This is a genomic window from uncultured Ferrimonas sp. (assembly GCF_947489035.1).
In the GTDB taxonomy this organism is placed as follows: Bacteria; Pseudomonadota; Gammaproteobacteria; order Enterobacterales; family Shewanellaceae; genus Ferrimonas.
In genome coordinates, this window is sequence record NZ_CANLCI010000015.1 from 75,637 (window position 1) to 88,248 (window position 12,612).

A 12,612-nucleotide genomic window follows, 5' to 3' on the forward strand; every position below is an offset into this window, starting at 1 on the left:
GGCAAGGATACCCAGTAAAAAGCGATCCCCTCAGTCTGTTCCAAGACATTCGTGAGCGAACGCACAGTTTGCCTATGACGTTCGACCAGTTCGGGCTGTAGCCCCTATTGCAGCTAGGGTTATTACGAATCGGCAGTGAATCAATAGCCATCAAAATGCGATGCCTGATCAGCGCAACCCCTTACCTAATACCGCCTTTAACTGAAATTGGCGAAGCAACTCAAATTTTCCAACCTTTGCCCTTGGTTTTAATGTCCTTGCCCCCATATCAACTGCAGTTATTTTTCTGCATCGGCCGTATTCATGAGCAACCACACCATCAACGAATTCAACGCCAACTGGAATATTTCGCTCGATGCCAATGGCAACGAAGCGCAACCAGATGACGACAACGGCACCGAGCTGGTGCCCGCAACCACCAAGCCAGACGTGCTGCCGGTGATGCCACTGCAAAATCGCCCATTTTTTCCAGCCCAAGTGATGCCCATTGCGGTGAAAGGTGGCGAGTGGGAATCCACCTTAAAAGCGGTGGAAGACAGTGAGCACAAATTGATGGTGCTGTTCCACACCAGCCAGCCCAATGCCGCAAACGGTGATTTGGATCTCGAACAGCTCGCCCAAACCGGTTGTGTGGTGCGGGTGCACCAGATTGATCCCACCGAAGATGGTCAATTTCAATTTGTGGCCGAAGGGGTCGATCGCGCCCATGTGCTGCGCTGGATAACCAAAGAGCAGCCTTATTTAGCCGAGATCAGCTACCCGATTGAGGAGCATCTCGAAAGCAAAGAGATCAAAGCCTACGCCATCGCCATCATCAAGGCGCTGAAAGAGCTGATCCCGCTCAATCCGCTCTACTCCGAAGAGTTAAAGCAATACCTTGAACGTTTTGGCCCAAGCGAACCGTCACCACTGACCGATTTTGGCGCCGCCATCACCACCGCCTCCACTGCCGAGCTGCAAGATGTGCTCGACACCGTCAGCCTGCTGCCCCGCATGCAGAAAGTGTTGGCGCTGCTGAAAAAAGAGCTGGATGCGGCCAAGGTGCACTCTGAGATCTCCCGTGAAGTGAATAAAAAGCTGGAGAAGCGCGAGCGCGAATTTTTCCTGCGGGAACAGCTGAAAGTTATCCAGCGGGAACTGGGCGTATCCAAAGACGATAAAACCGCCGACGTCGACGAGTTTCGTCAACGCATTGAAGGCAAAATCCTGCCGGACGCAGTACAAAAGCGGTTTGATGAAGAGATCCAAAAACTGGCGGTGCTGGAAACCGGTTCGCCAGAGTACGCGGTAACTCGCAGCTACCTTGATTGGCTGAGCCACGTACCTTGGGGCGTATTCAGCCAAGACAGCATCGAGCTCGCCAAGGCGCGCAAGGTATTGGATAAGCACCACAACGGCTTAGACGATGTCAAAGAACGCATTCTGGAATTTCTGGCGGTGGGATCTTATAAAGGCGAGATCGGCGGTTCCATCATTTTGCTGGTGGGGCCACCTGGGGTCGGTAAAACCTCGATTGGTAAATCCATTGCCGCCTGTTTAGGTCGTCCGTTTTATCGTTTCAGTGTTGGCGGCATGCGTGATGAAGCCGAGATCAAAGGCCATCGCCGCACTTACATCGGTGCCATGCCAGGCAAGCTGGTGCAATCCCTGAAAGAATCCGAGGTGATGAACCCAGTGATCATGCTCGATGAGATCGACAAAATGGGCAAAAGCTACCAAGGCGATCCCGCCTCGGCGCTGCTGGAAACCCTCGATCCCGAGCAAAACGTCGAGTTTCTTGATCACTACTTGGATCTGCGCCTGGATCTGTCCAAAGCCCTGTTTGTGTGTACCGCCAACACCCTCGACAGCATTCCAGGGCCGCTGCTGGACCGGATGGACGTGATCCATCTGTCTGGCTATCTGGCAGAAGAAAAACTCGCCATTGCCAAACATCACCTGTGGCCACGCCAGCTGAAAAAAGCCGGTTTGAAGCGTTCGCAACTGAGGATCAGCGAACCAGCCCTGCGCGTTGTGATTGAAGGTTACGCCCGTGAAGCTGGGGTGCGTGCACTTGAAAAACAGCTGGCCAAACTGGTGCGTAAATCGGTGGTGAAACTGCTGGAAACCGAAACCGAGAAGCTGAGCATCGGCATCAAAGACATTGAACCAATGCTGGGGATGCCACGCTTTAAAAACGAAGAGGTGTTGGCCGGTAAAGGGATCGTCACCGGTTTGGCGTGGACCTCCATGGGCGGCGCCACCTTGCCCGTGGAAGCCCGCGTGGTGCACAACCAAAGCCGAACCTTAAAGCTGTCTGGCCAGTTGGGCGACGTAATGAAAGAGTCCGCTGGCATTGCCCACAACTACATCAGTGGGTGTTTGGCTCAGTTTGGCGCCGATCCTAGCTTCTACGATAAAGCCTTTATCCACCTGCATGTGCCCGATGGCGCAACCCCAAAAGATGGCCCAAGTGCTGGGGTAACCATGGCCACCGCACTGTTGTCTTTAGCGCTGGATAAAGCCCCAAGGGCGGGAATGGCGATGACTGGCGAGCTGAGCCTCAGTGGCCAAGTGATGCCTGTGGGCGGCATTCGTGAAAAGATCATCGCCGCCAAACGGCAGAAAATCAACGCGGTGATCTTGCCGGAAGCCAACCGCAACGATTTCGAAGAGCTGCCGGATTACGTTAAAGCGGGGATTGAGGTGCATTTTGCCGAGCAATACCACCACGTAGCTGAATTAATGTTCCGTTAACCGGATCCGGCGCGGCTCTCTGCGCCCAGTCATCGACTCATCAAAGGAGGCTACGGCCTCCTTTTTGTTTTTCCTCGTGCTTTTACCCTACTGACTCATGCCTTAACTATGTTTACTGCACAGCTCTTTTCTGTGCAGTCACCAAGGATGGTCACGTCATGACATGGTTGAACAATTTATCCATCACCAAAAAACAGGTACTGGCCACATTAAGCATCCTGTTTTTAATGCTGGTTGGTGCCGTTACCGCCTTGCAGCGGCAATCGACACTGGTGCAGACCTATCAAGATTTTCTCAATAGCGAAGTCTCCTATCGAGATCAGCTGATCAGCATCAACGGCAACATCACCAATCAGGTTGGGGCCTGGAATGCGCTGTTGATCCACAGCACCGACATCGCCAGCGCCCAAGCGCAACTGGGGGTGGTGGCCGAATACGAACAGAAAGTGCGGCTACAGATGACCCAACTGCAGCAACAGGTAGCCCAGTCTCACCCCTTGATCGCCAGCCAGCTGTCCACATTTTTAGAGCAACACAATAAGATCAGCGAACAGTACCGCAGTGCCATGACCAACGGTTTTGATATTGGCACCATCGATCAGGTGACCGCCCCCATGGCCAAAGCACTGAGCGAAGGGGTGGTCGCCACATTGGATGAGCTGCAACGAGGCAATATGGCGAAGGTGAATACCATCTCGAATAATGCCAAACAATCGGTGTTGATTTCGGCCATCACCTTAGGCTTGGTGTTCTTGTTGGCCATTCCCGCAGGCATTTACATCTCTAACCACTTAATTGTGAATAAGATAAAAAGCCTTAACTGGTTTATCCGCAAGCTGGCTAAGCGCGATTTAACCCAGCAATTGCCCCTTGAACAACAGGATGAATTAGGCGAATTAGCCGCCAACACCCGCAAACTGCAACAGCAAAGCTTAGAATTGCTTAATGGCCTTGCAGGCACCGCCGCCACCATTGATGACAAAGCCGTTACCTTGAAAGAGAACATCAACTACAACCGCGGCAAAATTCACCAGCAGAACGCCCAAACCCAAAGCATCGCCAGCGCAACCACCGAGCTGGCCGCCAGCATCAACGAGATCGCTGAAACCGCCAACAACACCGCCGACAACATGGTCGCCACCGATCAACGTTTGCAAGAAGGCCGCAACGAACTGCGGGAAGTAAGCAACAACATCAACGAGTTGGAATTGCGGGTAAATCAAACCAACAGCGTGGTCAACCAACTGGCGGAACAAAGCACCGAAATTAATAAGATTTTGAATGTGATCCGCGAAATTGCGGATAAAACCAATCTGCTGGCGCTCAATGCGGCGATTGAAGCCGCGCGAGCCGGTGAGCAAGGCCGCGGTTTTGCGGTGGTGGCCGACGAAGTGCGCTCGCTGGCTTCGCGCACCCAAAATTCGGTTGAACAGATCCACAGCATTGTGGATCGCTTCCAAAGCGAATCCAACGAAGCCACCTTGGCCATCAGTGACAGCAAAAAATTTGCAACCTTCTGTGCCGAACAGGCGCAAACTGCAGCAACGAGCTTAGAAACCGTCAGCAGCGACATCAGCCGGATCTCCCAATCCAACACCGAGATCGCCACTGCTGCGGGCCAACAAAATGCGGTGGTGAACGACATCAACCAGCGCCTGCACACCATCACTGAGATTGGCGACGATCTGGTGGAGCAAACCGACAGTACCTTGGTGTTAAGCGAAAAGATGACCGATCGCTCCATTCAGTTGCAGCAGATCATCGACACCTATCAATTCAATCAACCGTCCGACAGAGCGGTCGTGTCTGCCCCAGCTCGCAGCCACAGCCACAACCACAGCCACAAAAACACCACCTCAAATGGAGGTGGTGATATTCATGTCAATATGGAGCTGTTTAATCGAACTCCGATCCACACCAGCAGCTACGATGCTGACACCAACAGCGCTCAGCTCATGTCGAAGCAGCCAGAGCGCACCACCTGATTACGGCCTAACTCTTTGGCGTCGTACAACAGTTGATCCGCCACCGCCAACGCTTGCGTAAGGTTGTCCTGCATCACATCGGTTACCCCAGCGCTAAAGGTCACTCTGATGTCACCGGCGCTGGTATTAACCGGCGCCAAAGCCATGTTGTGGCGAATGGTATCAACCAACAGCTCCGCTTGAGCCGCATCCATTCCTTCCATCACAATAAAGAACTCTTCCCCGCCCGTTCTGGCCAACAAGAATCGATCTAAACCCGCCTTTAACGTGTTGGCCAGCGCCTGTAACACCTCATCACCTACATTGTGGCCGTAGGTGTCGTTAACCTTTTTAAAGAAATCCACATCCACCACCGCCACCGACAGCGGATGCTGCTTGGCTTTGGCCTCTTGGTATATGTCATTGCCGTGATCAAAAAAGTAGCGGCGGTTATACAACCCAGTAAGCACGTCTTTCTCGGCCATATCTCGGATCAAGTTCACTCGCTCGATGCGCTCAATGCTTTGGTGAATGCGGCAGTAAAACTCGTCATTCACAAACGGCTTGTGCAAAAAGTCGTTGGCGCCATTTTTGATGAAATTGGATGACAAATAAGGATCATTGGCGCTGGATAAGCCAATCACGCACAACTGATCTTCATCAAACTGCTTACGCAATTGCTGCACCAACGTAATGCCATCCATGTTCGGCATCTGATAATCGGTGATCACTAAGCTGATGTCGGGGTATTCGCCCACTTGCGCCAGTGCCTGCTCGCCATCTTCGGCTTCGCAAATTTGGTAGCGATGCCGCAACAGCAAGTTGCACATCATCCGCCGAATGGTGGCGGAATCGTCCACGACTAAGACTCTGTGGCTGGGGTTATTCAGCAAGCGCAGCATCAACGACAGCGCAAATTGATAGGACTGTAAGCCCTCTTTTACGATCACATCCACCGCACCATCACTGAGCAACTGCTTACGCACTTCTGGCAAGTCTTGCTCTAAAAACACAATGGTTGGCAAGCCACTATTAAGCAGCTGCTGTGGGTTATCCAGTGATTTGTATTCCACCAGCAACGCTTTGTACTGCCCCAATAAGGTATCGGCACATTGATTTGCTTGCTGCATGTTAAGACAAAACTTAGCCGACAGTTCAGGGATCCTATTCAGCAGATAACGCAGAACTTTAACCACTTCCGGTTGGTCTTCAACGATCAGTATATTTTCGGCCACTTTACGCTCCCTCGTGTTAGCCAGACTGTCACTGCTAAGCCTAGTCAACCAGAGCCATTTCAGGGGTTAATGCCGGTTTCACGCCCCCATTCCGTGCAATTTGTGCGCGATGCCACTCTGCTGACAAAGCTTTACACTTATCGCCCTTGAAAGGCCCTAAGCCGAACCCCATTATTTTTACTCTAGTGTTCGGCAAAGGAGTCGAAATGAGAAAGTATTTAAAGACAGCATTAGCGATGCTGTTAATGGTGGGGCAAACCTCCGCACCACTGGCCTCTCAATCCCAATTTGAACAACAAGCACGAGGCGACGACAGCGTTGCCGAGCAGCGCCGCTTCCACCAAGGCAACGTGCTTGAGTCCATCAGCTCTTACCAAACCTACCAGCCAAAGCAAGCGCTGGCCGACTTCGACCAATTGCATCAACAAGCGCAGCAAGCCCAAACTGAATTGGCGATGCTAACCCAAAAAAGCGCCTATTTGTCTGCTACCCAAGCGTTGATCCCAGCGGTAAAATCGGAACAACGCGCGCAAGCGAAACTCACGGCTGATTTAGGTGGCGATGTGAGCCGCTTAACCGATTTGGCCCGCAGCTCTTTAGTGGCCGACGACATTGACGGAGTGGTTCGCGCTTACCGACAAATCAGCAAAGAAGTTGAGGTCATTCGGGTAAAGAATCGCTTCGCAACCCCGAAAGCCAACGGTTACCGCGACATGAACTTAGTGGTGCGACTGCCCTACTCTGGCCACCTGGCCGAAGTGCAGATCCACTTAACCGAAATCGCCGCCATTAAAAATGGCCCAGAACATGACATCTACCAGCAGATCCAACACATTGAACGCAGCAGCAGTCCGTTAACGGAGTTTGATAACGCTAGGATCAGCAAACTGAGGCAGCAATCAAGCCTGATGTATCAACAGGCGTGGCGAGATTACATCGCCCCCGTTCGCCAAGTGAGTTAATGGGTAATAAAAAAGGAGCCGATTGGCTCCTTTTTTGCAATTAAATTGCCGCATTGTTGCATCAGCGCCGCAGTAATAAGGGGTCATCCACCGCCACGTAACGGTTGGCCGAGTCCACGAGCGCCTTGGCTGTTAATTCCGCCACCCCATACACCTCCACTTCCACCCCATATTTATCCCGTAAGTGGTGTGCCAAGATGGCAAAATCACCGTCGCCAGACAGCAAGATAACCACATCCACATCACGGCCGTATTCCAGCGCGTCAATGGTGATGCCCACATCCCAGTCGCCCTTGGCACTGCCATCGGCACGGCGGATGTAAGGTTTTAATTTCACCTCAAAGCCGATGCCACGCAAAATGTTTTGAAACTGGCGCTGTTTTTCATCGCCACCGTCGGTGGCATAGGCAAACGCATTCACCACTTGCCGATTGGCGGTGGCCTGCGCCCAAAATTGGTTGTAATCAAAGTGGCAACCAAAGGCTTGGCGCGTGGTGTAATAGACGTTTTGTACGTCAACAAGGATCAAAACCGATTGCATTGGGGCCTTAGCTGCGGATCACAATATAGGGCTATAGCTTACCGAAAATCAGCGCCACTGGGGCAACGGATTTCCCGCTAACCGGCGATTAAATCAATCGACCCTTGATATCGCACCGTTCCCGAGCATGGTCGCGGCCGTCATCCACGTTAGTGGGGTACGAATAACAACACATCAAGCGTAACAACCGCGCAAACGCATTGAAGTAGCAGCGTAAATACGGCAGTGTGGCCTGAACAACTACGGTAATAAATTTACGGCAGCGCTCCTCAAAGGTATTGCATGAAAGATTTAGATGATCATAAGAAAATTGCGGTTCTTATCGATGCTGATAATGCCCAATATTCAAAAGTGAAAGCCATTATTGATGAGATATCAGCCCACGGGCATGTGGTGATCAAACGCGCCTACGGTGACTGGTCATCTGAATACTTAAAAAACTGGAAGCAGAGTTTGAACGAGCTGGCGATCCAACCGATCCAGCAATTTGCCTACACCACCGGTAAAAACTCCACCGATGCCTCGATGATCATCGATGCCATGGATCTGTTGTATTCTGACAAGTTCGATGCGTTTGCGTTGGTTTCAAGCGACAGCGATTTCACCAAACTGGCGTCACGACTGCGCGAATCGGAGATCTTTGTGTTTGGGGTAGGGGAAAAGAAAACCCCAATCTCGTTTCGAAACGCCTGTGATGATTTCATCTTTACCGAAAACCTCGCCCAAGAAGAGACCAAACCCAAAGCGAAGTTTGATGCCAACCGCGCCCCTAGCACCCCAGAAACGCAAAACATCAGTGAAACGGCCGAGCTGATCCCATTGCTTAAGCAAGCTTGGAAAAAATACCAAGACGACGAAGGCTGGGCCAACATCGCCGCCGCCGGCAGTTTTGTAAAACGGCTCAAGCCCGACTTCGATCCTCGCTCTTACGGGGAAACAAAGCTGCCGGACATCATCGCCACCTTAAATAGCGACTTTGAAATGACCAAATTTAAAGGCAAAGGGGTTGTGAATATCGTTGCTTATCGACCGCTAACTAAATAACACGCCTTCCCATAGGAATGAGCCACCCGCGCTGCAACATCGCTTTGTTGCAGCCTTTAGACCCCGTAGTAACGCAGATAAAGTGACAACGCCCATTCCGGCATATACCCCACCCGCTTAGACAACACCGTGCCACTGCCATCGACAATTAAGTAGGTGGGAAACGCCACCAACCCCAACTGTTGCTGCAATACCCGATCCCCCACTAACACCCCCGTTGGCGCGGGCTCAAACTGCCCAACAAATTCGCTGATCTCGCCAATGCTTTGATAATCCAAAGCAACCGGAGTTACCCGAAAGCCTTGCTGCTGCCACGATTGCAACTGCGGGAAAGTAACTTTACAGATGTGGCACCAAGGCGCGAACAGATACAGCAGTTGGGTTTGCGACTGCAACAGCGGTGTTGGATTATGATCGGGTTGCGCCAATTGCGGCAAGGTCACGGCGGGCACTCCCGCCAGCGGGGCTGACATCATTAACCCTCGGGCCCAGCCGCCAAGCCACAGCCCAAGCAAAAGCACCAACGCCCATAGGCTCAGCTCTTTTAACCCGCGCCACACTCGATTGTTGATCGCCATGCTCAGTCTTACTCCTTAGGCTTGTTCTTAATTCGCGTATTTCGTGCGCTAAATAGCACAACGGCCTGCATAAGCAGACCGTTAATTTGGCTGACAAGTTACACCTTATTCTGGTTTGGTTAAGCCAAAGTGCAGATAGGTGCGATCAGACACGATACGGCCACGGGGCGTACGCTGCAAAAAACCTTGCTGGATCAAAAATGGCTCCAGCACATCTTCGATGGTTTCACGCTCTTCACCAATCGCGGCGGCTAAGTTTTCTAACCCGACAGGGCCACCGTTAAACTTATCGATAATGGTGGTCAGCAACTTGCGGTCAAGATAATCAAAGCCCTCTTTATCCACATCAAGTAGATTCAAAGCGCCAGCGGCCACCTCTTCGGTAATGCGACCGTCGTATTTTACTTCGGCGAAATCACGCACACGGCGTAACAATCGATTGGCGATCCGCGGGGTGCCACGGCTGCGACGGGCGATTTCAATCGCGCCGTTTGCATCAATATCCAAATTCAGCTGTTCGGCACTGCGGCCAACAATGGTGGTGAGATCCTTAACGTTGTAAAACTCTAACCGCAGCGGAATGCCAAAACGCGCCCGTAATGGCGCGGTTAATGCGCCGGCACGGGTGGTGGCGCCCACCAGAGTAAACGGCGGCAGATCCAGCTTAATCGACCGAGCGGCTGGGCCTTCGCCAATCATGATATCAAGCTGGTAATCTTCCATCGCCGAATAGAGGATCTCCTCAACCACGGGGCTAAGACGATGGATCTCATCAATAAACAGCACATCGTGGGCTTCTAGGTTGGTCAGCATAGCCGCCAAATCGCCGGCTTTTTCCAGCACCGGCCCCGAGGTGGATTTAATGCTAACCCCCATCTCGTTTGCCACAATGTTTGCAAGGGTGGTTTTACCCAGCCCCGGCGGGCCAAAGATCAACAGATGATCCAAGGCTTCACCCCGTAAGCGTGCCGCTTGGATAAAGATATCCAACTGCCCTTTCGCTTCCGCTTGGCCGGTATAATCCCCCAGCATTTTCGGCCGCATGGCACGGTCGATCACTTCCTCTTCCCGGCTTTCTACCGGTGCCGCCACCAGGCGATCTGCTTCAATCATCTGTCTGCCTTGCTAGAGACGCCAACGCTTACAGCATCGCTTTAAGCGCGTCTTTAATAATCTGTTCCGAGCTTAACCCCGGTGCGGCTACCTTGGCCACCACTTTGGTGGCTGCCGCCGCTTTGTAACCCAGCGCAACCAAGGCTGCGATGGCGTCTTCTTCTGGATCCGGTTGGGTCGTGAACGGGTTGTCTTGGGCGTTGCCTGCAAGGCGATCGGCGTATGGGGTCAACAGCGGTGCACTGAAGTTTTTCAAGCGATCGCGCATCTCAACCACCAAACGCTCGGCGGTTTTCTTGCCAACACCAGGGATCTTAGTTAAGCCAACCACGTTTTCCGCCTGCACCGCATCCACAAACTGTTCCGCTGACATGCCCGACATGATCGCCAGTGCCATCTTCGGGCCAACCCCGTTGGTCTTAATCAGTTCGCGGAACAGCGCACGCTCCTCTTTGCTGTTAAAGCCATACAGCAGCTGCGCGTCTTCACGCACCACAAAGTGGATCACCACGGTAATTTCGGCGCCGACCTCTGGCAGGTTGTAGAAACAGGTCATTGGCATCTGTACTTCGTAGCCAACACCAGCGCACTCAATCACCACCTCTGGTGCGGTTTTCTCAACCAATTGTCCTCGTAAACGTCCAATCACGGGTTGCCTCTCCTAATCACTTGCCCAGCGCAGTGGCGTTGCCAACCACTGTTCATATTTACAGTGGTTGCGATACTAACGGTTTTTCCGGTTGCCGTCACCCTTTACCCCACAGACATGGGAGCAAACGGCACCTCAGCCCACAATCGCCGCGGTAGCCACCCGTGCTCGGTTGTCAGCTACGTCGCAGTAATTAAGATTAACTTGTTAAATTGTCTATAGTTATCCACTAGAAATGGATATCGAGTAAGGATGCTCACTATGCAAAAGCCACTTCTACCAAGCAATGAGTTGGTTCGCTTGGCCAATCTGCAATCCCTTGGGATCCTAGATACCCCCGCCGAAGCTCGGTTCGATCGCTATACCCGCTTAGCGCATCAGGTGTTTAACATGCCAATCGCCTTGATCTCGCTGGTGGACGCAAACCGGCAGTGGTTTAAATCTAAGGTGGGTTTAGAGGCCAATGAAACTCATCGTGATTTTTCGTTTTGTGGCCACTCTATTTTGCACGACAAACTGTTCATTATTAACGATGCCAGCCGAGATCCGCGCTTTGCTGATAATCCACTGGTGAACGGCGAGCCCCATGTGATCTTTTACGCTGGCTGCCCCATCGCCTACCCCGACGGCACCTTGCTTGGCACCCTCTGCGTGATTGATCACAAGCCGCGTCGCTTTGGTGCCAAACAGCAGCAGATCCTGCAAGACTTGGCCAGTTGTGTGCAGCAAGAGTTGATCGTGATGCAAATGGCAACCATGGACGAGCTTACCCAGTTGCCCAATCGACGTGGTTTTTTAGGGTTGGCGCAGCAGGTGTTGAGCTTATCTTGTCGTGCCCAGCAACCCTGCACACTAACGTTTATCGATTTAAACCAATTCAAAGAGATCAACGATAAATTTGGCCACTGTGAAGGCGATAATGCCCTACGAGCATTTGCCTCGTTATTACAGCAGCATTGTCGCAGCAGCGATGTGGTGGCTCGATTGGGCGGCGATGAATTTGTTATTTTAACCGCCAACACCACAGAAGCTGAATCGCGGCGGGCGCTTAACCGCTTATACGCAACGGTGCGGCAATTTAATCAAAGCCGCACGCTGCCCTACCCACTGCAATTTTGCGCTGGTACCACGGCGATAGCGCCAGCAGCGCAGCACAATATTGATGCGCTGCTTGAACGAGCCGATCGCAAGATGTATCAACAAAAACGAACCTTAACCGCCGAAAACGGCTGATTCGGCCCTTAACGGTAGCGGCCACCCACCCGAGCAGTGGACTTGCCCGCCAGCGCCACCAAGCCGCGTTGCATGTTGGCGTGGGTGATCGCAATCGCCAGCGCATCCGCCGCATCCGCTTGCGGAATGCCCGGCAGTTTCAACATGGCGGCCACCATGTGTTGCACCTGTTCCTTTTTCGCCCCGCCGCTGCCCACCGTGGCTTGCTTAATTTGCGTGGGCGAGTATTCCGCCACTGGCAGGCTTTGATTCATCGCCGCCACAATGGCTACGCCACGGGCTTGCCCCAGCTTTAAAGCCGAATCGGCGTTGCGCCCCATAAATACCCGTTCGATGGCAAACTCGGTTGGCTGAAACTGCTTAATCAGTTCGCTCACTCCGTCGTAAACCACCTTTAACCGCTGCGGCAGTTCTTCATCCGGTAAGCGGATGCAGCCGCTGCCAAGGTAAACCGGCTTGCGCCCATCAAATTGAATGACGCCGTAACCGGTAATTCGCGAGCCAGGATCGATGCCTAAAATGATGCTCATGTTGCTAAAGATCTGCCTGTAATGACT

At 52.5% G+C, this 12,612-nt stretch carries 11 protein-coding genes; 5 read left to right on the forward strand and 6 right to left on the reverse strand.

From position 1 onward, the window contains the following. Positions 1-303: 303 nt before the first annotated feature. Both lon and Q0796_RS10815 read left to right on the forward strand, forming a co-directional pair. Positions 304-2,736, forward strand: a complete 2,433-nt coding sequence (gene lon / locus Q0796_RS10810; protein ID WP_298442861.1) for an endopeptidase La — start codon at positions 304-306, stop codon at positions 2,734-2,736. A gap of 158 nt (positions 2,737-2,894) precedes the next feature. Beyond that, positions 2,895-4,721 carry a methyl-accepting chemotaxis protein gene (locus Q0796_RS10815; protein ID WP_298442863.1) on the forward strand — a complete coding sequence of 609 codons (1,827 nt, stop codon included), beginning with the start codon at positions 2,895-2,897 and terminating at the stop codon, positions 4,719-4,721. On the opposite strand, the gene Q0796_RS10820 is transcribed toward Q0796_RS10815, so the two are convergent. Further along, the gene (locus Q0796_RS10820) at positions 4,685-5,935 is read right to left on the reverse strand and encodes a diguanylate cyclase (protein WP_298442866.1); all 1,251 of its coding nucleotides are present in this window, start codon (positions 5,933-5,935) and stop codon (positions 4,685-4,687) included. The genes Q0796_RS10815 and Q0796_RS10820 overlap by 37 nt on opposite strands. A 206-nt stretch (positions 5,936-6,141) precedes the next feature. Here Q0796_RS10820 and Q0796_RS10825 point away from each other — a divergent pair, with 206 nt between their 5' ends. Further along, positions 6,142-6,897 carry a RelA/SpoT domain-containing protein gene (locus tag Q0796_RS10825; RefSeq protein WP_298442869.1) on the forward strand — a complete coding sequence of 252 codons (756 nt, stop codon included), beginning with the start codon at positions 6,142-6,144 and terminating at the stop codon, positions 6,895-6,897. Between the two features lie 61 nt (positions 6,898-6,958). Here the strand turns inward: Q0796_RS10825 and Q0796_RS10830 are convergent, their stop codons facing one another. Continuing rightward, positions 6,959-7,438, reverse strand: a complete 480-nt coding sequence (locus Q0796_RS10830) for an NYN domain-containing protein (protein ID WP_298442873.1) — start codon at positions 7,436-7,438, stop codon at positions 6,959-6,961. Between the two features lie 282 nt (positions 7,439-7,720). Between Q0796_RS10830 and Q0796_RS10835 the strand changes: the two genes are divergently transcribed. Further along, positions 7,721-8,482, forward strand: a complete 762-nt coding sequence (locus tag Q0796_RS10835) for an NYN domain-containing protein (RefSeq protein ID WP_298442876.1) — start codon at positions 7,721-7,723, stop codon at positions 8,480-8,482. Positions 8,483-8,538: 56 nt separating this feature from the next. On the opposite strand, the gene Q0796_RS10840 is transcribed toward Q0796_RS10835, so the two are convergent. From Q0796_RS10840 to ruvA, 3 genes are all read right to left on the reverse strand, one after another. After that, the gene (locus Q0796_RS10840) at positions 8,539-9,060 is read right to left on the reverse strand and encodes a TlpA disulfide reductase family protein (RefSeq protein WP_298442878.1); all 522 of its coding nucleotides are present in this window, start codon (positions 9,058-9,060) and stop codon (positions 8,539-8,541) included. A 105-nt stretch (positions 9,061-9,165) separates the two neighbouring features. Further along, positions 9,166-10,173, reverse strand: coding sequence for a Holliday junction branch migration DNA helicase RuvB (gene ruvB, locus Q0796_RS10845; RefSeq protein ID WP_298442881.1), 1,008 nt, complete (start codon positions 10,171-10,173; stop codon positions 9,166-9,168). A gap of 28 nt (positions 10,174-10,201) precedes the next feature. Beyond that, positions 10,202-10,822, reverse strand: a complete 621-nt coding sequence (gene ruvA / locus Q0796_RS10850; RefSeq protein ID WP_298442883.1) for a Holliday junction branch migration protein RuvA — start codon at positions 10,820-10,822, stop codon at positions 10,202-10,204. A 261-nt stretch (positions 10,823-11,083) separates the two neighbouring features. On the opposite strand from ruvA, the gene Q0796_RS10855 reads away from it, so the two are divergent. Continuing rightward, entirely contained in the window at positions 11,084-12,055 is a 972-nt protein-coding gene (locus Q0796_RS10855) for a sensor domain-containing diguanylate cyclase (protein WP_298442885.1), read from the forward strand. Between the two features lie 8 nt (positions 12,056-12,063). Here Q0796_RS10855 and ruvC read toward each other — a convergent pair whose 3' ends face one another. Beyond that, complete coding sequence (gene ruvC, locus Q0796_RS10860; RefSeq protein WP_298442889.1) at positions 12,064-12,585, reverse strand: crossover junction endodeoxyribonuclease RuvC; 522 nt, start codon at positions 12,583-12,585, stop codon at positions 12,064-12,066. Between the last annotated feature and the right edge of the window lie 27 nt (positions 12,586-12,612).

What these genes read in the sequence shown, in the direction of transcription:
- ruvB (WP_298442881.1), bottom strand. Translation starts at nt 10,173, where the DNA reads ATGATTGAAGCAGATCGCCTGGTGGCGGCACCGGTAGAAAGCCGGGAA.
- Q0796_RS10840 (WP_298442878.1), bottom strand. Translation starts at nt 9,060, where the DNA reads ATGGCGATCAACAATCGAGTGTGGCGCGGGTTAAAAGAGCTGAGCCTA.
- Q0796_RS10835 (WP_298442876.1), top strand. Translation starts at nt 7,721, where the DNA reads ATGAAAGATTTAGATGATCATAAGAAAATTGCGGTTCTTATCGATGCT.
- ruvC (WP_298442889.1), bottom strand. Translation starts at nt 12,585, where the DNA reads ATGAGCATCATTTTAGGCATCGATCCTGGCTCGCGAATTACCGGTTAC.
- Q0796_RS10815 (WP_298442863.1), top strand. Translation starts at nt 2,895, where the DNA reads ATGACATGGTTGAACAATTTATCCATCACCAAAAAACAGGTACTGGCC.
- Q0796_RS10825 (WP_298442869.1), top strand. Translation starts at nt 6,142, where the DNA reads ATGAGAAAGTATTTAAAGACAGCATTAGCGATGCTGTTAATGGTGGGG.
- Q0796_RS10830 (WP_298442873.1), bottom strand. Translation starts at nt 7,438, where the DNA reads ATGCAATCGGTTTTGATCCTTGTTGACGTACAAAACGTCTATTACACC.
- lon (WP_298442861.1), top strand. Translation starts at nt 304, where the DNA reads ATGAGCAACCACACCATCAACGAATTCAACGCCAACTGGAATATTTCG.
- Q0796_RS10855 (WP_298442885.1), top strand. Translation starts at nt 11,084, where the DNA reads ATGCAAAAGCCACTTCTACCAAGCAATGAGTTGGTTCGCTTGGCCAAT.